The following is a 20,142-nucleotide window of genomic DNA, read 5'->3' on the forward strand; positions in this document are numbered from 1 at the left end:
TCGTCGGCAGGGTGGGTACTCGTTCACCGATCGGAAAGGAAGTGAGCGGGAATGCCACGCGGTTCGAGCTCCAAGCGGGAGCGCCAGTACGAGCACATCAAGGAGAGCGCGAAGGACCGGGGCGAGAGCACCGGCCGCGCCAAGGAGATCGCCGCGCGGACGGTGAACAAGGAACGCGCCCGCTCCGGCGAGTCCAAGACCGCCAGCCGCACCTCCACCCAGGACATGTCCTCCGGCAAGCGGGGCGGTCAGCGCTCCGGGCAGGGTTCCCAGGGACCCACCTACGACCAGCTGTACCAGGAGGCCAAGCGCAAGGGCGTCGAGGGCCGTTCCAGCATGAACAAGAGCCAGTTGCAGCGGGCACTGGGCAAGTGAGGCGGACGCCTCAGAGGGTCTCGCGGTAGGCCTCCAGCGCGGGCGCCGTCTTCGTCGCCGTGAACTCGGTGACGCGGTAGGCGCACACGCCCGCGGTGACGAACGGGTCCTGAGCGGTGAGCTCCTCGATCCGCGCACGGTTCTCCGCGACGGCGATGATCACCCCGCCGTCGCGGGGGTTCTTGCGCCCGGACGCGAGGAACACCCCCTGCCGGTACCGCTCGTCGAGCCACGCCACGTGCTCGTCCAGCACGGCGTCGACAGCTTCCAGCGGGGCGGTGTACGTCAGCTCCAGCACGAACATGACCGGGAGCCTATCCCCGGGCGACCGCCCGGCCGCGGGGGGCCCGTAGGCTCAGGGCACCATGACGACCGTACGCATCCCCGAGGACTGGCCCGCCACCGAGGAGCAGGCCCGCGCCGTCCAGGACGCACTGCGCGCACGCGTGATCCTCGGCGAACCGGGACCGCCGCCCGGGACGGGCCATGTGACGGGGGTCGACGTCGCCTACGACGACGCCCGCGACGTCGTCGCCGCGGCGGCGGTCGTGCTGGACGCGGCGAATCTGGAGGTCGTCGCCGAGGCCACGGCCGTGGGCCGGGTCTCCTTCCCGTACGTGCCCGGGCTGCTCGCCTTCCGCGAGATCCCGACGGTCCTCGCCGCTCTCGACGCCCTGCCCTGCCCGCCCGGCCTGGTCGTCTGCGACGGCTACGGCCTCGCCCACCCCCGCCGCTTCGGCCTCGCCAGCCACCTCGGCGTCCTGACCGGCCTGCCCACGATCGGCGTCGCGAAGAACCCGTTCACCTTCACCCACGACGACCCGGACACCCCGCGCGCCAGCACCTCCGCGCTGCTCGCCGGCTCCGAGGAGGTCGGCCGGGCGTTGCGCACCCGGGACGCCGTCAAGCCGGTCTTCGTCTCCGTCGGCCACCGGACCACGCTGGACAACGCCTGCGCGCACACCCTCGCGCTGACTCCCCGCTACCGCCTGCCGGAGACCACGCGCAGGGCGGACGCGCTGTGCCGCGCGGCCCTGCGGGAGGCCTACCCGTCCTGACCGTCCACCCGCCAGCGGCCCACCTCCCGGTACTCCGAGTCGTAGATCGCCGCTTCGTCCCCGGGGGTGAGCGCGTAGTGGTGCAGATTGCCGGCCCAGTACCTGAGGATCCGGCCCAGTTCGGCCGCCGGGTCCTTCGCCGGCGCGGCGTCGTCCAGGGACACTTCGAGGAGGAATCTCATACCTTCAAGGGTTTCATTGAACTCCTCGTTGGCACTTTGCGGGCGGTAGCCAGGGGTGGGACGCCGGAAGTCTCAAGTCGGGGGCGAGAGACGGCCGGGGCGGGCGGCCGGATCTGAGTACCGGGCCTGAGTACCCGTACGGATGTCCCGCCGCCACCCCCTCGGCAGGCTGGGGCGCATGACCACGCACCGTGCCCCCAAGCCTGTCGCCGCCCCGACGCAGACCGTCGAGCGGGCCGTCACCATCGGGCTGATCCTCGCCGCGCTGGCCGGGCTCGGCTGGATCGCCGGGATGATCTACACCCTCGCCGAGTGGCCGCTGTAGACCCTCAGCGCGCCGCCGCCACGCGGAAGCGGATGCCCGCCGCGCGCAGCCGGTCGATCAGCGCGTCGCCCATCGCCACCGCCGTGGTGACCTGACCCGCGGTGCGGGGAAGGTCGTCGAAGGCCAGGCACAGCGCCGACTCGGCGAGCATCTTGGCCGTCTCGTCGTAGCCGGGGTCGCCGCCCGAGACCTCCGTGTACACCCGCTGACCGCCGCCCTCGCCCACGAAGCGCACGGAGAACCAGCTCTTCGCCCGCTTCTGCGGGCTCGGCCCGTCCCCGGGCTTGAGCCGGTCCGACAACCAGCGCCGCGCGGGCGGCACCTGGGCCGCCGCGACCAGCGCGCCGAGCGCCGCGACCCCGCCGACCGCGACCGGCAGATGCCGGACGGCCGCGTACTGCCGGTAGCGGAAATCGGGCCCGTACCGGTCGAGGGCCGACGCCGAACGCCGCACGATCTGCGGGTCGATGGTCGGCATCGGCAACGCCCACGCGCCGACCTCCTTGGCGAACCGCGGCCCGCCCAGCGGCGCCGACGCCCGCCGGCCCACCAGCCGCGGCTCGTGCCGCCGCCGGTCCCGGGCGGCCGCCGCCATCTCCCGCTGCCGCGCGAACTGGCCGAGCGCGGAGGCGAAGGTCCCGCCCGAGAAGGCCGCGTCCGCGGTGACGAAGCCCTCCACGGCCAGCGGCACGTCCTCGGGCAGCTGCCGCACGGTGAAGTACACGCCGAGGTCGTGCGGGATCGAGTCGAACCCGGCGGCGTGCACCAGCCGCGCCCCGGTCTCCCGCGCGCGGGCGTCGTGCCGGACGTACATCAGGTCCACGAACTCCGGCTCACCGCACAGGTCGAGGTAGTCGGTCCCGGCGTCCGCGCAGGCGGCGACGGCCTCCTCGCCGTACCGCACGTACGGTCCGACCGTCGTGGCCAGCACGCGTGTCTTCCCGGCGAGTTCGCGCAGCGAGGCCGGGTCGGCGGCGTCCGCCCGCTCCACCCCGGCCTTCGCGCCGGCGGGCAGCCGCTCCCGCAGCCGCTCCAGCTTCCCGGCGTCGCGGCCCGCGATCGCCCAGCGCAGCCCCTCGGGCGCGTGGGCGGCCAGGTACTCCGCCGTGAGCGCCCCGGCGAAACTGGTCGCTCCGAAGAGCACGATGTCGTACGGACGGTCCGTCCTGCTTTGCCTGCTCATGACACCCCTCGGTCGTGCAGCCCGTGCCGCTGTCGGTGGCCGAGGCTAGCGTGAGGGGTGCGGAGCTGTGACGACGAGCCCGGAGGACGACGATGACCGTGCCCAGGAATGCCCTGAAGAAGTGGGAGAAAGCGCGCGCGTTCGCCCTGGGGCTGCCGGACGCGGTCGAGGAGTTCCCCTGGGGCGAGTCCGTCGCGAAGGTCAACAAGAAGGTGTTCGTCTTCCTCGGCGTCCAGGACGGCGGTCACCCCCTGGGGGTGACGGTGAAGCTCACCGACGAGACGGCGCACGCCCACGCGTTGTCCTGCCCCGGCGCCGAGCCCGCCGGGTACGGCCTGGGCAAGGCCGGCTGGGTGACCGTCCCCCTGGAGCGGGAGGGCGCCCCCACCGCCGAGGTGCTCTGCGACTGGGTGGAGGAGAGCTACCGGGTGATCGCGCCGAAACGGCTGACCGTGGTGCTGGACGGAGACTGACCCGTCCGGCAGATTGCTAAGCGCTTGCTCGTTCAGGTCTTGTGCCGAGTGGAACACGTTCTTAGCATCACTGGTGTTACATCAGTTGTGTCACAGCATGGGGGCTGGATGACCACGGCAAGGACGCCAGGACACGGTCCGCTCACCGGCGTGCGCGTCGTCGAGCTGGCCGGCATCGGGCCCGGCCCGTTCGCCGCCATGCTCCTGGCCGACCTCGGCGCCGACGTCGTGCGCGTGGACCGGCCCGGTGGCCCCGGCCTCGCGATCGACCCCGCCTACGACGTCACCAACCGCAACAAGCGCTCGGTGGTCGTCGACCTGAAGGCCCCCGACGGCCCGGACCGCGTGCTCGACCTCGTCACCCGCGCCGACGTCCTCGTCGAGGGCTACCGGCCCGGCGTCGCGGAGCGCCTCGGTGTCGGCCCCCGGGACTGCCACGCCCGCAACCCCCGCCTCGTCTACGGCCGGATGACCGGCTGGGGCCAGGACGGCCCGCTCGCCCAGCGCGCCGGACACGACATCGCGTACATCGCCCCCACCGGCGCCCTCGGCATGATCGGCCACCCGGACGAACCGCCCGCGGTCCCGGCGAACCTGCTCGGCGACTACGCGGGCGGCTCCCTCTACCTCGTCGTCGGCGTCCTCGCCGCCCTGCACCACGCCCGCGCGCACGGCACCGGCCAGGTCGTCGACGCCGCCATCGTCGACGGCACCGCCCATCTCGCCACGATGATCCACGGCATGCTCGCCGCCGGTGGCTGGCAGGACCGCCGCGGCGCCAACCTCCTGGACGGCGGCTGCCCCTACTACGGCACCTACGAGACGGCCGACGGCCGGTACATGGCCGTCGGCGCCCTGGAACCGCAGTTCTACGCGGAGTTCCTCGCCCTCCTCGGAGTCGAGGACCAGGCCGGGGCCCGCAAGGACGTCACCCGCTGGGGTGAACTGCGCGAGCAGGTCGCCACCCGCTTCAAGAGCCGCACCCGGGACGAGTGGACGGCCGTCTTCGACGGCTCCGACGCCTGCGTGGCGCCCGTGCTGTCACTGCGCGAGGCCCCGCACCACCCGCACCTGGCCGCCCGCGGCACCTTCACCGACCACGGCGGCATCACCCAGCCCGCCCCGGCCCCCCGCTTCTCCGCGACCCCGACCTCCGTCCGCACCGGCCCGGCCCGGCCGGGCGCCGACACGGCGGACGTCGCCCGGGACTGGGACGTCCCCGGGCTCCTCCCGTCGTCCCGCACCCCTCAGTGAAAGGCCTCCTCGTGAGCACCGAAGCGTACGTCTACGACGCGATCCGCACGCCGCGCGGCCGCGGCAAGGCCAACGGCGCCCTGCACGGCACCAAGCCCATCGACCTGGTCGTCGGACTCATCCACGAGATCCGCGCCCGGTTCCCGGACCTCGACCCGGCCGCCGTCGACGACATCGTCCTCGGCGTCGTCGGCCCGGTCGGCGACCAGGGCTCCGACATCGCCCGGATCGCCGCCATCGCCGCCGGCCTGCCCGACACGGTCGCCGGTGTGCAGGAGAACCGCTTCTGTGCCTCGGGCCTGGAGGCCGTCAACCTGGCCGCCGCCAAGGTGCGTTCCGGCTGGGAGGACCTCGTCCTCGCGGGCGGTGTGGAGTCGATGTCCCGGGTACCGATGGCCTCCGACGGCGGCGCCTGGTTCAACGACCCGATGACCAACCTCGACGTCAACTTCGTGCCGCAGGGCATCGGCGCCGACCTCATCGCCACCATCGAGGGCTTCTCCCGGCGCGACGTCGACGAGTACGCGGCCCTCTCCCAGGAGCGGGCCGCGACCGCCATGAAGGACGGCCGTTTCGAGCGGTCCGTCGTGCCGGTCAAGGACCGCAGCGGCCTCGTCGTCCTCGACCACGACGAGTTCCCGCGCCCCGGCACCACGGCCGACTCCCTCGCCAAGCTCAAGCCGTCCTTCGCGGACATCGGCGAACTCGGCGGCTTCGACGCCGTGGCGCTCCAGCAGTACCACTGGGTGGAGAAGATCGACCACGTCCACCACGCGGGCAACTCCTCCGGCATCGTCGACGGCGCCTCACTCGTCGCGATCGGCTCCCGGGAGGTCGGCGAGCGCTACGGCCTCACGCCCCGCGCCCGGATCGTCTCCGCCGCCGTCTCCGGCTCCGAGCCGACCATCATGCTCACCGGCCCCGCCCCCGCCACCCGCAAGGCCCTCGCCAAGGCCGGACTGACCATCGACGACATCGACCTCGTCGAGATCAACGAGGCGTTCGCGGCGGTCGTGCTGCGCTTCGTGAAGGACATGGGCCTGTCACTCGACAAGGTCAACGTCAACGGCGGCGCGATCGCGCTCGGCCACCCCCTCGGCGCCACCGGCGCGATGATCCTCGGCACCCTGGTCGACGAACTGGAGCGCCAGGACAAGCGCTACGGCCTCGCCACGCTGTGCGTCGGCGGCGGCATGGGCGTCGCCACCATCGTCGAGCGCATCTGACCCCCTCCCGACGGATCACACGGAGCACCTCCACATGAGCACTGAATCCACCACCATCCGCTGGGAACAGGACCGCACCGGCCTCGTCACCCTCGTCATCGACGACCCCGACCAGTCCGCGAACACCATGAACCAGGCGTTCCGCGACTCGCTGGCCGCCGTCACCGACCGCCTGGAGGCCGAGAAGGACTCCATCCGGGGCGTCATCATCACCTCCGCCAAGAAGACCTTCTTCGCCGGCGGCGACCTGCGCGACCTCATCCGCGTCACCCCCGAGACGGCCCAGGAGCTGTTCGACGGCGGCATGGCCATCAAGCGCAACCTGCGCCGCATCGAGACCCTCGGCAAGCCCGTCGTCGCCGCCCTCAACGGCGCCGCCCTCGGCGGCGGTTACGAGATCGCCCTCGCCTGCCACCACCGCGTCGCCCTCGACGCGCCCGGCTCCAAGATCGGCTGCCCCGAGGTCACCCTCGGTCTGCTGCCCGGAGGCGGCGGCGTCGTCCGCACCGTCCGCCTGCTCGGCATCGCCGACGCCCTGCTCAAGGTCCTCCTCCAGGGCACGCAGTACAGCCCGCGCCGCGCCCTGGACAACGGCCTCGTCGACGAGGTCGCCGACAGCCCGGAGGACATGCTCGCCAAGGCCCGCGCCTTCATCGACGCCAACCCCGAGTCCCAGCAGCCCTGGGACAAGCCGGGCTACCGCATCCCGGGCGGCACACCGGCCAACCCCAAGTTCGCCGCGAACCTGCCCGCCTTCCCGGCGACCCTGCGCAAGCAGACCAATGGCGCCCCCTACCCGGCCCCGCGCAACATCCTCGCCGCGGCCGTCGAGGGCTCCCAGGTCGACTTCGAGACCGCCCAGGTCATCGAAGCCCGCTACTTCGTGGACCTCGCGGCCGGCCAGACCTCGAAGAACATGATCCAGGCGTTCTTCTTCGACCTCCAGGCCGTCAACTCCGGCGCGAACCGGCCCAAGGGCATCGAGCCCCGCCCGGTCCGCAAGGTCGCCGTCCTCGGCGCCGGGATGATGGGCGCCGGCATCGCCTACTCCTGCGCCCGCGCCGGCATCGAGGTGGTCCTCAAGGACGTCTCCCTGGAAGCGGCCCTCAAGGGCAAGGGCTACTCCGAGAAGCTGTGCGCCAAGGCCGTCTCCAAGGGCCGTACGTCCCAGGAGAAGGCCGACGCGCTGCTCGCCCGCATCACCCCCACCGCCGAGGCCCAGGACCTGGCCGGCTGTGACGCCGTCATCGAGGCCGTCTTCGAGGACACCTCCCTCAAGCACAAGGTGTTCCAGGAGATCCAGCACGTCGTGGAGCCCGACGCGCTGCTCTGCTCCAACACCTCCACCCTGCCCATCACCGCCCTCGCCGAAGGCGTGGAGCGCCAGGGCGACTTCATCGGACTGCACTTCTTCTCGCCGGTCGACAAGATGCCGCTGGTGGAGATCATCAAGGGCGAGCGCACCGGCGAGGAGGCCCTCGCCCGCGCCTTCGACCTGGTCCGGCAGATCAACAAGACGCCCATCGTCGTCAACGACTCGCGCGGCTTCTTCACCTCCCGCGTCATCGGCCACTTCATCAACGAGGGCGTCGCCATGGTCGGCGAGGGCATCGAGCCCGCCTCGGTCGAGCAGGCCGCCGCCCAGGCCGGCTACCCGGCCAAGGTGCTCTCCCTGATGGACGAACTGACGCTGACCCTGCCCCGCAAGATCCGGGCCGAGACGCGGCGCGCGGTCGAGGAGGCGGGCGGCACCTGGACGGCCCACCCCGCCGAGGCCGTCATCGACCGCATGGTCGACGAGTTCGGCCGCACCGGCCGCAGCGGCGGCGCCGGCTTCTACGACTACGGCGACGACGGCAAGCGCACCGGCCTGTGGCCCGGCCTGCGCGAGCACTACACCAAGCCGGGCCACCGGATCCCGTTCCGGGACATGCAGGAGCGCATGCTGTTCTCCGAGGCGCTGGACACCGTCCGGCTGCTGGAGGAGGGCGTGCTCACCTCCGTCGCCGACGCCAACATCGGCTCCGTCTTCGGCATCGGCTTCCCGGGCTGGACCGGCGGCGTGCTCCAGTACATCAACGGCTACGAGGGAGGCCTGCCCGGCTTCGTGGCCCGCGCGCGTGAACTCGCCGAGCAGTACGGGGAGCGCTTCGCCCCGCCCGCGCTGCTGGTGGACAAGGCCGAGCGGGGAGAGCGCTTCAGCGACTCAGCCCGCGGCTGAGTCGCCGGAGCCCGACGGCCCGGTGAGCCATTCGCCCAGCTCTTCCTTCAGCGACCGCTGAAACGCGGTGAGGAGCGCCTGCACCACCAGTGGGTGCATGTGCGCGGACAGCGAGCGCACGTCCCGCGCGTCGCGCTCCGCCACCTCACCGCGGAAGAGCTGGGACAGCTCCCGGGCCGCGGCGCGCGCGTGCTCGACGAGGACCGTGCGCGCGGCGAAGATCGCCTCCTGGGAGAGCGGCACGTCGAGCAGTCCCGCGCCGAGCCGGAGCAGGCCGAGGTCGGCCTCGTAGCCGCCGTCCGCGGGCCGGATCACGCCCATCGCGGCGAGCCGCTCGACGTCCTCGTCGCCGAGCGGCCGTCCGGCCCGCCGCTCCAGCTCCGCCCGCGTGACCGTCTCGACGGCCTCCGGCGCCCAGGAGGCCACCACGGCCCGGTGGATGGCGAGGTCGTGCGCACTCAGGTCCGACGGCAGCTGCCGCAGATAGCGCTCGATGCCGGACAGCGTCATGCCCTGCCGCTGCAACTCCTCGATCAGCGCCAGCCGGGCCAGATGCTCACGCCCGTAGTGCCCCACGCGCCGCGGACCGAGCACCGGCGGCGGCAACAGGCCTTTCGTGCCGTAGAAGCGGACCGTGCGCACCGTGACACCGGTCCGGGCGGCCAGCTCGTCGATCGTGAGGGTCGGCTCCTCGGCGTCGGTCGTCATGTGCAGCAGTATCGCTGTCTCACCAGTGCTGTGAAACCTTCCGGACTCCGAGGAGGGCCCCGTGTGAGAAGTCGCGCTCTGTGACGTATGCCACCGCGTGGGCCGTGAGGTGTGGGGGAAGGTGGCCCCTTGGTCTGTGCCTCTACAGGGGGCGCAGACCTTATGTACGTCCGGAAGCCGAGCGTGACCCGCTCGGATGCACCAGAGAAGTGGATCCACCGTGAGCAAGGACGCCGTGAACACGGCTGCGGCCACGCCGCGTACCGATGCGGCCGCAGTGCCCGCGGACGCGGGCGACGCCGGCTACAGCAAGGACCTCAAGGCCCGCCACGTCAACATGATCGCCATCGGGGGCGCGATCGGCACGGGGCTGTTCCTGGGCGCGGGCGGCCGTCTGCACAACGCGGGCCCGGCGCTGGCGATCGCCTACCTGGTCTGCGGCGTCTTCGCCTTCTTCGTGGTCCGTGCCCTCGGCGAGCTCGTCCTCTACCGCCCGTCCTCCGGCTCCTTCGTGTCGTACGCGCGCGAGTTCCTCGGCGAGAAGGGCGCGTACGTCGCCGGCTGGATGTACTTCCTGAACTGGTCGACCACCGGTATCGCCGACATCACCGCGATCGCGCTCTACACGCACTACTGGAGCCTGTTCACCGACATCCCGCAGTGGGTGCTGGCCCTGGTCGCCCTCGCGGTGGTGCTGGCCGTGAACCTCATCTCGGTGAAGATCTTCGGCGAGATGGAGTTCTGGTTCGCGATCATCAAGGTCGCCACGCTCGTCGGCTTCATGTTCATCGGCATCTTCCTGCTCGCCACGTCGCACGAGGTGGGCGGCCGGACGCCGGGCATGAGCGTCATCACCGACAACGGCGGCGTCTTCCCGCACGGCATGATGCCCGTCGTCCTGGTCATGCAGGGCGTGATCTTCGCGTACGCCGCGCTGGAGCTGGTCGGTGTCGCCGCCGGCGAGACCGCCGAGCCGGAGAAGGTCGTCCCGCGCGCGGTGAACTCCATCATGTGGCGCGTGGGCCTGTTCTACGTCGGCTCCGTCGTCCTCCTCGCCCTGCTGCTGCCCGGCTCGGCCTACTCGGCCGACCAGAGCCCCTTCGTCACGGTGCTGTCGAAGATCGGCGTCCCGGCCGCGGGCGACGTGATGAACCTGGTGGTCCTGACGGCCGCCATGTCCTCCCTCAACTCCGGCCTGTACTCCACGGGCCGCATCCTGCGCTCCATGGCGATGGCGGGCTCCGCCCCGAAGTTCACCGCGCGCATGAACCGCAGCCAGGTTCCCTACGGCGGCATCCTGCTGACCTGCGGGGTGTGTGTGCTCGGCGTCGGCCTGAACTTCCTCGTGCCGGCCCAGGCCTTCGAGATCGTGCTGAACGTCGCCTCCCTCGGCATCATCAGCACCTGGGTGATCATCATGGTCTGTCACCTGGTCTTCGTCCGCCGCGCCAAGGAGGGCCAGGTCACCCGGCCCTCCTTCCGGCTCCCCTTCAGCCCGGTCACGGAGATCACCACGATCGCCTTCCTGCTGGCCTGCCTCGGCATGATGTGGAACGACCCCGAGGTCGGCCGCAAGACCCTCCTCCTCATCCCGCTGATCGCGGCCATGCTGGTCGCGGGCTGGTTCGGCATCCGCCGCCGCGTCTCCCGCACCGCGGACCAGGAACTGTCGCAGCTGACGAAGTAGCAGGTCACGGCCTGTCGGGCCCCACCATCCACGGCGGGGCCCGTTCGGCATGCCGGGTGTCACACCCCCGCGGACATCAGTGCCCGTGCACCCCGTTCGTCGCGGCGATCCGCTTCCACGACCTGGGCCGGGGCACATCCTCGGCGCTCGTGGCCACCGCCGCGGCCCGGGCCGCCGGTGCCCCCGGCTTCGACGGCTGGAACAGCCAGGTGTCGAAGAGCGCGGCCAGTGGCTTGCCCGAGACCTCCTCCGCGTACCGCCGGAAGTCCGCCACCGAGGCGTTGCCATGGGCGTACTTCGCCGGCCAGCCCCTGAGGATCGCGAAGAACGCCTCGTCGCCGACCTCGTTGCGCAGCGCCTGCACGGCCAGTGCGCCACGGTCGTAGACCGCGAGGTCGAACTGGTTCTCCGGTCCGGGGTCCCCGGGCCTCACCGTCCAGAACGGGTCGTCGGCGGGATGCGAGGCGTACACGTGGTCGGCGAGTTCCTGCGCGGTGCCCTCGCCCTCGTGCTCGGACCACAGCCACTGCGCGTACCGCGCGAACCCCTCGTTGATCCAGATGTCCTTCCAGCGCTTGAGCGATACCGCGTCGCCGTACCACTGGTGGGCCAGCTCATGGACGACGACCGACACGTTGGACCCGGCCGCGAACTGCCGCGGGCTGTAGAACGGCCGGGTCTGGGTCTCCAGCGCGTAACCGGTGTTCGTGTTCGGCACATACCCGCCGAGCGCGCTGTAGGGATACGGCCCGAAGTACCCGGCCAGCCAGTCGGCGATCTCCCCGGTCCGCTCGATGCTCGCCCGCGCCGCGCCGGCGTTCGCGCCCAGGTCCTTGCTGTAGGCGTTGAGGACCGGGATGCCGCCCTCGGTCGTGCCGGTCGTGATGTCGAACTTCCCGACCGCGAGCGTGGCGAGGTAGGTGGCCTGCGGCTTGTCGGACCGCCAGTTCCAGCGGGTCCAGCCGAGCTTCGAACTCGTCGACTGGAGCGTGCCGTTGGAGATGGCCTGGGTGCCGTCAGGGACCAGCACGGAGACGTCGTAGGTCGCCTTGTCCAGCGGGTGGTCGTTGGCCGGGAACCACCACGCGGCCGCCTCGGGCTCGTTCGCGGCGACACCGCCGTCGGGTGTGCGGTGCCAGCTGGTGAAACCGAAGGCCTGCTTCGACGAGGGCACCCCGCGGTAGCGCACGACGACCGTGACGGGCGCGCCCTTGGCCAGGGGGGTCCTGGGAGTGATCTCCAGCTCCTGCTCGCCCGAGGTCCGCAGCGACGCCTTCGCGCCGTTGACGCGTACCTCGTCGACGTCCAGCAGGAAGTCCAGGTTGAAGCTCGTCAGGTCCTGCGTGGCACGGGCCACGAGGGTCGCCGTGCCCTCCAGCTCGTCCGTGGCGGGCTGGTACTTCAGCCTCAGGTCGTAGTGGGTGACGTCGTAGCCGCCGTTGCCGTAGGCCGGGTAGTAGGGGTCGCCGATACCCGGGGCGCCGGGGGAGTGGCGGGCGGCCGATGCCGGGATCGCCAGCAGGAGTACGGCCGCTGCCAGGGCTCCCGGCGCGATGATTCTGCGGTGCACGCAAGGCTCCAAGTCGTAGGGTTCCGGGGTCTGTCCGGGTCTGTGCGGAGCCTATTGACTCCCTGTGCCCCTGATCATGTCCATGGCCCCTGCTGTCACACGATCGCCATTCGGCCGACATGAGACCCCTCGCCCCTGGCCCCACCCCGGACACGCCGGTCCGTCAGCTGCCCTCTTCTGAACGGGAGTTCACCGATGTACCGTCCGGCGCATGCCGAAACGCACGCGCTTCACGACCTGGAGACCGCTCGCGACGGCGGCCACGGCCGCCCTCTTGGCCACCCTGCTCACCCCGGTGACCGCACAGGCCGCCCCGCGCGGGAGCGAACCCGTCCACTCCTACCGGGACGCCATCCGCGAGGCCGTCTGGGTGGACACCGGTCTCGACGGCGACCGGGACGGCAAGCCCGACCGCCGGGTCGCCGTCGACATCGTCCGCCCCCGCGAAACCGCCCGGCAGGGCCGCAAGGTCCCCGTCATCATGGACGCCAGCCCGTACTACTCCTGCTGCGGGCGCGGCAACGAGAGCCAGAAGAAGACCTATGACGCGCAGGGCCGTGTCGCACAGATGCCGCTCTACTACGACAACTACTTCGTCCCGCGCGGATACGCCTTCGTCGGTGTGGACCTGGCCGGAACCAATCGCTCCGACGGCTGCGTCGACGTCGGCGGCCGCTCCGACATCCAGTCCGCGAAGGCCGTCGTCGACTGGCTGAACGGCCGGGCCAAGGCCTACACGACCCGCACCGGCACCACCCGCGCCCGGGCCGGCTGGACCAACGGCCGCACCGGCATGATCGGCAAGAGCTGGGACGGCACCATCGCCAACGGCGTCGCCGCCACCGGTGTCAAGGGCCTGAGGACCATCGTCCCGATCAGCGCCATCTCCTCCTGGTACGACTACTACTTCCAGCAGGGTGCCCCCCTCTACGACTCCGGCCCCGAGTGGCTGTCGGACTACGTCGACAGCCCCGACGCCCGCGCCAAGTGCCAGGCCGTCCAGCACAAGCTCGTCGACGGCGCGCCGCGCACCGGCGACTGGACCCCGCTGTGGACCGAGCGGGACTATGTGAAGGCCGCGCGCAAGGTCAGGGCCAGCGTCTTCCTGATCCACGGCATGCAGGACCTCAACGTCCGCATGAAGCACGTCGGCCCGTGGTGGAACGCCCTCGCGAAGAACGGCGTCGAGCGCAAGATCTGGCTGTCCCAGACCGGCCACGTCGACCCCTTCGACTTCCGGCGCGGCGCCTGGGTCGAGACGCTGCACCGCTGGTTCGACCACGAACTCAAGGGCATCGACAACGGCATCGACCGCGAGCCCATGGCCGACATCGAGCGCGCCCCCGGCCAGTGGGAAACCTCCCGGGTCTGGCCGCCGAGCGGCACCCGCACCGCCACCCTGCGCCCCGACCGCGGCACCCAGGCCGGCGTCGGCACCCTCGGCCTGCACCGCGGCCACGGCACGGAAACCTTCACCGACGACCCGAAGCTCGGCGAGACCGACTGGGCGGCCCGGATCGACGAACCGACCCCCGAGAAGGCCGGTTTCACCACCCGGCCGCTCACCCGGGACCTGCGCCTGTCCGGCTCCTCCGAGGTCACCGTCACCGCGACGCCCTCCACCCCGACGGCCCACCTCTCCGCCGTCCTGGTGGACCTGGGCCCCGCCACCATCCGCGACTACGCCGACGCGGGCGAAGGCATCACCACCCTGACCGACCGCACCTGCTGGGGCGCGAGCACCCCCGCGGACAGCTCCTGCTTCAAGGAGACGAAGGCCAAGACCGCCGACGTCGACTACACCGTCGTCAGCCGCGGCTGGGCCGACCTCGGCAACCACGCCTCCGGGCACAAGGGCTCTCCGCTCACCCCGGGCAAGCGGTACACGATCACCCTCGACCTCGCGGCGACCGACCATGTCGTCCCGAAGGGCCACCGCCTGGCGCTGATCGTCGCGGGCACCGACCAGGGCCTCATCGACCCGCCCGCCGACCGGCCGAAGCTCACGCTGGACCTCTCCCGTACCTCGGCGCGCGTCCCGTTCACCGGCTCAGCCGCGGCCTTCGCCCGCGCCACCGCGGGCACCGCCCCCGCCGTCCCCGACGCCACGTTCCTGGACGGCGTGCGGGAGCCGCGCACCACCCACCGCGTCCCGGAGGCGAGCCAGTGATCCGCGCAGCAGCCCTGACCACGACCGCCGCGGCCCTCACCGCCTGCCTGATCGCCGCACCGGCCCAGGCGGCCGGGGATCCCCCGCCCCGCACCGGCTTCGAGCAGTCCGACGGCGCCCGCTGGACCACCCAGCCCGAGGAACAGGACTTCCTCAAGGCCGTCGACCGGGCCAGTGGCCGGGTCTCCATGACCCGCTTCGGCACGACGAAGCAGGACCGCCCGCTCCAGCTCGTACGGATCGGCAACCGCCCGGACGCCGCCGGCAAGGTCAAGGTGCTGCTCGTGTGCAGCCAGCACGGCGACGAACCCTCCGGCCGCGAGGCCTGCCTCACCACCGTCCGCGACCTGGCGTACGCCCGCGACAGCCGCACCCGGCGCTTCCTGGACCGCACCACGGTCCTGGTCGTGCCCACCGCCAACCCGGACGGCCGGGCCGCGAACACGCGCGGCAACGGCGACGGCGTCGACATCAACCGCGACCATCTCGCCCTGAAGACCGCCGAGGGGCGCGCCCTGGCCGCCGTCATCCGCGACCAGCGCCCCGACCTCGTCTACGACCTGCACGAGTACGGCGCCACGCCCAGGTTCTACGACAAGGACCTCTTCGACCTGTGGCCGCGCAACCTCAACACCCACGAGGCGGTCCACGACGAGGCGCGCACCCTGTCCGAGGCGTACGTCCGCCCCGCCGCCGAGCGGGCCGGCCACTCGACCGGCACCTACGGTATCTGGACCGACCCGGAGACCGGTGAGCCGGTCAAGCAGGTCGCAGGAGACGGACAGGAGCGCATTTTGCGCAATATGTCCGGTGTGAAGCATTCCGTGGGGCTGCTCATCGAGAGCCGGGTGGATCCGCTGACCGACGCCGAGAAGGCGGACGAGGCGCTCAACAACCGGCGCCGGGTGACCTCCCAGCTGGACGCCCTCAAGGGCATGTTCGGGTACACCGACCAGCGCCGCGCACGCATCGAGGCGGCGACGGCCAGGGCCCGGCTCGCGGGCTACGCCGACACCGGGCCCGTGTACGTCGGGGGCGCCGACAACGACGCTCCCGAAACGGATGAAATCATCCCCAACCCACCCTGTGGCTACCGTCTCACCGCCCCCCAGTACGCCGAGGTCGGTGACGAACTCGCCCTGCACGGAGTGCGCGTACGCAGGGACGCCGACGGCGTGCTCGTACCCCTGCGTCAGCCACTGCGGGCCCTCGTCCCCCTGCTGCTCGACGACCGGGCCGAGTACCACCTGACCGGAGGTTCATACGAAACCGCATGTTGAGAGGGGTGAAATTCCGCCACACGTGGTAGCAGCGTTTACGGAGGACCTACATTTTCCTCCGCTGTCCCGATGAAAGGTTCCGCCTGTGACGCAAGAACGACCAAGCGACAAGGACTCCCCGGAGGGAGCCGCGCTGCCGGGGTCGGAAGCGGGTCTGCCCGGTCAGGAGCGGCCGCAGACCGACCGCATCGTCTTCGGCGTCACGGCGGTCCTCACCCTGGCCTTCGTGGTCTGGGGCGCCACCGCCACCGACTCCCTCGAAGACGTCTCCACCAGCATGCTCAGCGGGCTGATGCACAACGGCGGCTGGGCGTTCATGCTCGCGGCCTCCGGCTTCGTCGTCTTCGCCCTCTGGCTCGCGATCAGCCGCTACGGCCGTATCCGCCTCGGCGCGGAGGGCGAGGAGCCCGAGTTCCGCACGGTGTCCTGGGTCGCGATGATGTTCAGCGCGGGCATGGGCATCGGCCTGATGTTCTACGGCGTGAGTGAGCCGCTCTCGCACTACGGCACGCCCCCGCCGGGCACCGACCCGGCCGACTCCGGCGAACGCATGGAGACGGCCATGGCCACCACCCTGTTCCACTGGACGCTCCACCCCTGGGCGATCTACGCGGTGGTCGGTCTCGCCATCGCCTACAGCACCTTCCGCAGGCGGCGCCGGCAGACCATCAGCGCCGTCTTCACCCCGCTCATCGGCAAAAAGAACGCCAACGGCGGCATCGGCCGGGCCATCGACATCCTCGCGATCATCGCGACCGTCTTCGGCTCCGCCGCGTCCCTGGGGCTCGGCGCGCTCCAGATCGGCTCCGGTGTCCAGGAGCTGAAGTGGATGGACAAGGTGAGCACCGGGCTGCTCGTCACGATCATCGCGGTGCTGACCCTGGCCTTCGTCGCGTCCGCCATCTCCGGTGTGGAGAAGGGCATTCAGTGGCTGTCCAACACCAACATGGTGCTGGCGCTGATCCTCGCCCTGTTCGTGTTCGTGGCCGGTCCCACCATCATCGTCCTCGACCTGCTGCCCACCTCCGTCTTCGCCTACCTCGGCGACCTGCCCCAGCTGGCCGGCCGGACCGAGGCGAGCGGCGGCGAGGGCGTGGCCGACTGGCTGGGCAGCTGGACGGTCTTCTACTGGGCGTGGTGGATCTCCTGGACGCCGTTCGTCGGCATGTTCATCGCCCGCATCAGCCGGGGCCGCACGATCCGCCAGTTCGTCGGCGGTGTCATCCTCGTGCCCAGCACGGTCAGCCTGATCTGGTTCGCGATCTTCGGCGGCTCGGCCATGAAGATGCAGGAGGACGGGCAGCTCGGCAAGGAAGCGACCCCGGAGGGGCAGCTCTTCGGCGTGCTCCAGCAGTTCCCCATCGCCACGGCCACCAGCCTGCTCGTGATGATCCTCGTCGGCATCTTCTTCGTCTCGGGCGCCGACGCGGCCTCCATCGTCATGGGCACCCTGTCGCAGAAGGGCGCGCTGGAACCGGGCCGGTTCGTGGTGGTGTTCTGGGGTGTGGTCACCGGAGCGGTGGCCGCGATCATGCTCCTGGTCGGCAGTGGCCAGGGCGACGCGTTGACGGGTCTGCAGAACCTCACGATCCTCGCGGCGGCGCCGTTCGTCATCGTGATGATCTTCATGTGTGTCGCCCTCATGCGCGACCTGCGCCGTGACCCGGTGGTCGTGCGCGAGCAGATGGGCTCCGAGGCCGTCGAGATGGCCGTGATGGCAGGCCACAAGAAGTACGACGGCGAGTTCGAGTTCCGCGTCGGCCCGGGCCGCGGCCCGGACGTGGAGGGAGACCCGATCGGCAAGCACTGACCCGAACGACGTGCGGCGGCCCGGATTCCAGCAACCCGGGCCGCCTCGCGTCCCGTCGACCGCATCTCGCCGCTCGACCTGCGTGACGTGCCGGCCCGCTCGGGTCTCGGCTGCCGTCCTCGCGTCCCGTCGGCCGCCTCTCGCCGCTCGGCCGCGTGACGTGCCGGCTGGCTCGCGTCTCGGCTGCCGTCCGCGGGTCTCGGCCGCCGCCCTCGCGTCTCGGCCGCCGTCCTCGCGTCCTGTCGGCTGCGTCTCGCCGCTCGGCCGCGTGACGTGCCGGCTGGCTCGCGTCTCGGCTGCCGTCCTCCCGTTCTCGGACGGTCGCTCGGGTCCCGGTCTGAGCCCGGCGATCAGTCTTCGCCCCGCGTCCCGGCCTTCGCCCCGCGTGCCGGCCTGCGCCCCGCGTGCCGGCCTGCGCCCCACCCCCGGCAAGCGCCGCGCGTGGAGTTGTGCGCATCGGCCCCGGGGCCAGGGGGGGTTCGTTGATCGCCGGCCGTCCGTGGCTCGTCGCGCCCACGCGGCGGAGCCGCACATGTCACAGCCCCGCGCCTGACGGGGCGCGCCCCGCGTCAGCCCGAGACCAGCCGCGCGGCCTCCTCCGCGCAGCCCCACGCCACCGTGACGCCCGCGCCACCGTGACCGTAGTTGTGGACCAACGGGCGGCCGTCCGGCAGGGCGTCGCGCTCCAGACGGACCGACGGGCGGGTGGGGCGCAGTCCCACCCGGTGCTCCAGCACACGGGCCCCGGCGATCTCCGGCCGGAGTGCCGCACAGCGGCGGACGATCGCCTCGGCCGCCGCCGGGTCGGGCTCCAGCGACCACGCGTCCTCCTCGGACGTCCCGCCGAGGACGAGTCCGCCCGGCTGCGGGAACAGATACGCGTGCTCCCCGGCCGCGTCGGTGGTGACCAGCCAGGTGTCGATCCCGGGGTTCTCCACGACGACCAACTGGCCGCGCACGGGCCGTACGGAGGGATCGGGCACGAGTTCCCGAGCCGCGAGCCCCGTGCAGTTGACCACCACCGGCGCGTCCACCTCCGAGAAGGCGGACACCGTACGCTCCTCTACCACCCCGCCCGCGGCGACGAACCGCTCCCGCAGCCACGGCAGATGAGCCGGCATGTCGATGAGCGGCAGCCGGGCCCGGACACCCGTACCCGCGTACTCGTCGGCCGTGGACGCCCGCAACCCCGGCACCCGGCCCGCCAGCCACCCGTCGGCCTCGTCGAGACCGGTCTCGCCCAGTACCCCTTCGACCATGCGTACGCCGGCCAGTGGGGCCCGCGCCGCCAGATCCTCGTACACCTCCAGGGACCGCAGCGCCCACGCACGGGCCGCCGTGACCGGTTCGATCCGGTACGGCCACCACAGCGCGCCCGCAACGGCGGAGGTGGTCGCCCCGACGGCGTCCCGCGTCCACACCCGCACCGACGCCCCACGCTCCGCGAGAACCAGGCCGGTCGTCAGACCGACCACCCCGCCGCCCACCACCACGATCTCGCCACTCGCCTCATTCGCCATGCCGGGACCGTAGCGGAATGTGTCATGCCGTGCTCACATCACGCGCAGTGTGGGGATACTCACCGTATGTGTGCCGAGTACGCGACCTTCGGCCTGGCTCCCGCGATGCGAGCCGGGGGAGTCCTCCACGACGGCGGTTACCAGGTCCACCGGGACTTCGTGGACTTCATCGTCGACGGGCGCCCGCTGCTGTTCCAGCTCTCCGACCTGGACGCGGTCTCCCCGCTCGCCTCCGACGTCCCACCGGCGATCTTCACCGCGCAGGTCCGCAGCCTGCTCCTGCAGAGCCCGGCGCCGTTACCGGGCGGCCGGTACGTCGTCTACGGCTGCCCCGAGTGCGAGGACCTGGCCTGCGGAGCCGTCACCGCCGTCATCCAGGGCGACGGCGAGGACGTCATCTGGCGGGACTTCGCCTGGCAGACCGACGACACGGCCGACCTGGAGCTCAACGGCTACCACGGCATCGGCCCGTTCCGCTTCCGCGGCACCGAGTACCGCACGGCACTGAGCGCCCTGCTGAACGGCTCCGCCCCCGACCCCCGGCGCCGGGTCCTGCTGATCGGCGCCCGTGTCGCCGTCCTCGCCAAGCTCGCCGCCGCCCTGCGCACCATCGGCGTCGGCGCCGACATCGCCCATGACGCCGACGGCGTACCCGCCGACGAACTCCGCGGCTACGGCGCCGTCGTCCTCGGCCACACGGCCGGTGAGCAGGAACGTGCCGCCGTGCGCCGGGCCTTCGAGCGCGCCGGGGTCCCGGTCGCCCATGTCGACGGCCTCGCCCCTGTCGTCCCGCTCCTGGTCGCCCAGATCGAACACGCCCTGGACCGCAGCCCGGCCGGCCGACGCCGCCTCACCGGCCTCACCGCGACCGGCGACGGCGCCGACGTCGAGGTCACCTCCACCTGCCGCGTCACCCTCACCGCGTACCGCCTCGACCGGCTCTCCCGCACCCACACCCACGAGATCTTCGACGGCGTCCTCGAAACCGGCCGGCACCACCTCGCCCTCGACGCCAAGGCCGTCAGGGGCAGGTCGTACGTCGTGGCACGCACCTCCGGGAGCGTCCTGGTGACGGCCGTGAACCACTGAGCGGCCCGGCC

At 71.8% G+C, this 20,142-nt stretch carries 18 protein-coding genes; 12 read left to right on the forward strand and 6 right to left on the reverse strand.

All coding sequences use genetic code 11. The features are described 5' to 3' along the window. Nucleotides 1-51 precede the first annotated feature (51 nt). Nucleotides 52-375, forward strand: coding sequence for a hypothetical protein (locus tag ACFZDE_RS15620; RefSeq protein ID WP_030840999.1), 324 nt, complete (start codon nucleotides 52-54; stop codon nucleotides 373-375). 10 nt (nucleotides 376-385) lie between these two features. On the opposite strand, the gene ACFZDE_RS15625 is transcribed toward ACFZDE_RS15620, so the two are convergent. Then, a complete protein-coding gene (locus ACFZDE_RS15625) occupies nucleotides 386-679 on the reverse strand; it encodes a YciI family protein (RefSeq protein WP_391200228.1) in 294 nt (97 codons plus the stop codon). A gap of 61 nt (nucleotides 680-740) precedes the next feature. Here ACFZDE_RS15625 and ACFZDE_RS15630 point away from each other — a divergent pair, with 61 nt between their 5' ends. Further along, nucleotides 741-1,433, forward strand: a complete 693-nt coding sequence (locus ACFZDE_RS15630; RefSeq protein ID WP_390995914.1) for an endonuclease V — start codon at nucleotides 741-743, stop codon at nucleotides 1,431-1,433. Here the strand turns inward: ACFZDE_RS15630 and ACFZDE_RS15635 are convergent. Further along, complete coding sequence (locus tag ACFZDE_RS15635; RefSeq protein ID WP_390995916.1) at nucleotides 1,421-1,615, reverse strand: hypothetical protein; 195 nt, start codon at nucleotides 1,613-1,615, stop codon at nucleotides 1,421-1,423. The two genes, ACFZDE_RS15630 and ACFZDE_RS15635, sit on opposite strands and share 13 nt — an antisense overlap. Before the next feature lie 178 nt (nucleotides 1,616-1,793). Here ACFZDE_RS15635 and mmpA point away from each other — a divergent pair, with 178 nt between their 5' ends. Continuing rightward, on the forward strand, nucleotides 1,794-1,940 hold the full coding sequence (mmpA, locus tag ACFZDE_RS15640) for a morphogenic membrane protein MmpA (RefSeq protein WP_390995919.1): 147 nt from the start codon (nucleotides 1,794-1,796) through the stop codon (nucleotides 1,938-1,940). A gap of 4 nt (nucleotides 1,941-1,944) precedes the next feature. On the opposite strand, the gene ACFZDE_RS15645 is transcribed toward mmpA, so the two are convergent. Next, nucleotides 1,945-3,123 carry a saccharopine dehydrogenase NADP-binding domain-containing protein gene (locus ACFZDE_RS15645; RefSeq protein ID WP_391200229.1) on the reverse strand — a complete coding sequence of 393 codons (1,179 nt, stop codon included), beginning with the start codon at nucleotides 3,121-3,123 and terminating at the stop codon, nucleotides 1,945-1,947. 92 nt (nucleotides 3,124-3,215) lie between these two features. Between ACFZDE_RS15645 and ACFZDE_RS15650 the strand changes: the two genes are divergently transcribed. The 4 genes from ACFZDE_RS15650 (at nucleotide 3,216) to ACFZDE_RS15665 (ending at nucleotide 8,297) form a co-directional block, all read left to right on the forward strand. After that, complete coding sequence (locus ACFZDE_RS15650; protein ID WP_391200230.1) at nucleotides 3,216-3,596, forward strand: MmcQ/YjbR family DNA-binding protein; 381 nt, start codon at nucleotides 3,216-3,218, stop codon at nucleotides 3,594-3,596. Between the two features lie 108 nt (nucleotides 3,597-3,704). After that, complete coding sequence (locus ACFZDE_RS15655) at nucleotides 3,705-4,850, forward strand: CoA transferase (RefSeq protein ID WP_390995925.1); 1,146 nt, start codon at nucleotides 3,705-3,707, stop codon at nucleotides 4,848-4,850. A gap of 11 nt (nucleotides 4,851-4,861) precedes the next feature. Further along, nucleotides 4,862-6,076, forward strand: coding sequence for an acetyl-CoA C-acetyltransferase (locus tag ACFZDE_RS15660; RefSeq protein WP_390995927.1), 1,215 nt, complete (start codon nucleotides 4,862-4,864; stop codon nucleotides 6,074-6,076). Between the two features lie 34 nt (nucleotides 6,077-6,110). Further along, nucleotides 6,111-8,297, forward strand: a complete 2,187-nt coding sequence (locus tag ACFZDE_RS15665) for a 3-hydroxyacyl-CoA dehydrogenase NAD-binding domain-containing protein (protein ID WP_391200231.1) — start codon at nucleotides 6,111-6,113, stop codon at nucleotides 8,295-8,297. On the opposite strand, the gene ACFZDE_RS15670 is transcribed toward ACFZDE_RS15665, so the two are convergent. Continuing rightward, nucleotides 8,283-9,005 carry a MerR family transcriptional regulator gene (locus ACFZDE_RS15670; RefSeq protein WP_391200232.1) on the reverse strand — a complete coding sequence of 241 codons (723 nt, stop codon included), beginning with the start codon at nucleotides 9,003-9,005 and terminating at the stop codon, nucleotides 8,283-8,285. The two genes, ACFZDE_RS15665 and ACFZDE_RS15670, sit on opposite strands and share 15 nt — an antisense overlap. A gap of 220 nt (nucleotides 9,006-9,225) precedes the next feature. On the opposite strand from ACFZDE_RS15670, the gene ACFZDE_RS15675 reads away from it, so the two are divergent. Then, nucleotides 9,226-10,692 (forward strand): amino acid permease, encoded by a 1,467-nt coding sequence (locus ACFZDE_RS15675; protein ID WP_391200233.1) that lies wholly within the window; start codon nucleotides 9,226-9,228, stop codon nucleotides 10,690-10,692. A 76-nt stretch (nucleotides 10,693-10,768) separates the two neighbouring features. Here ACFZDE_RS15675 and ACFZDE_RS15680 read toward each other — a convergent pair whose 3' ends face one another. Beyond that, the gene (locus ACFZDE_RS15680; RefSeq protein WP_391200234.1) at nucleotides 10,769-12,262 is read right to left on the reverse strand and encodes a M1 family aminopeptidase; all 1,494 of its coding nucleotides are present in this window, start codon (nucleotides 12,260-12,262) and stop codon (nucleotides 10,769-10,771) included. 211 nt (nucleotides 12,263-12,473) lie between these two features. Here ACFZDE_RS15680 and ACFZDE_RS15685 point away from each other — a divergent pair, with 211 nt between their 5' ends. From ACFZDE_RS15685 to ACFZDE_RS15695, 3 genes are all read left to right on the forward strand, one after another. Then, a complete protein-coding gene (locus ACFZDE_RS15685) occupies nucleotides 12,474-14,432 on the forward strand; it encodes a Xaa-Pro dipeptidyl-peptidase (RefSeq protein WP_391200235.1) in 1,959 nt (652 codons plus the stop codon). Beyond that, nucleotides 14,429-15,712 (forward strand): M14 family zinc carboxypeptidase, encoded by a 1,284-nt coding sequence (locus ACFZDE_RS15690; protein WP_391200236.1) that lies wholly within the window; start codon nucleotides 14,429-14,431, stop codon nucleotides 15,710-15,712. The genes ACFZDE_RS15685 and ACFZDE_RS15690 overlap by 4 nt, the downstream gene beginning before the upstream one ends. A gap of 85 nt (nucleotides 15,713-15,797) precedes the next feature. Then, nucleotides 15,798-17,522: a BCCT family transporter gene (locus ACFZDE_RS15695; RefSeq protein WP_390995946.1), complete on the forward strand. Its 1,725-nt coding sequence runs from the start codon at nucleotides 15,798-15,800 to the stop codon at nucleotides 17,520-17,522. A gap of 569 nt (nucleotides 17,523-18,091) precedes the next feature. Here the strand turns inward: ACFZDE_RS15695 and ACFZDE_RS15700 are convergent. Further along, nucleotides 18,092-19,042 carry an FAD-dependent oxidoreductase gene (locus tag ACFZDE_RS15700; RefSeq protein WP_390995949.1) on the reverse strand — a complete coding sequence of 317 codons (951 nt, stop codon included), beginning with the start codon at nucleotides 19,040-19,042 and terminating at the stop codon, nucleotides 18,092-18,094. A gap of 66 nt (nucleotides 19,043-19,108) precedes the next feature. On the opposite strand from ACFZDE_RS15700, the gene ACFZDE_RS15705 reads away from it, so the two are divergent. Continuing rightward, nucleotides 19,109-20,131: an oxidoreductase gene (locus ACFZDE_RS15705; protein WP_391200238.1), complete on the forward strand. Its 1,023-nt coding sequence runs from the start codon at nucleotides 19,109-19,111 to the stop codon at nucleotides 20,129-20,131. Nucleotides 20,132-20,142: the final 11 nt, after the last annotated feature.

Origin of the sequence: Streptomyces sp. NPDC007929, assembly GCF_042959065.1 — a bacterium.
Classification (GTDB): Bacteria; Actinomycetota; Actinomycetes; order Streptomycetales; family Streptomycetaceae; genus Streptomyces.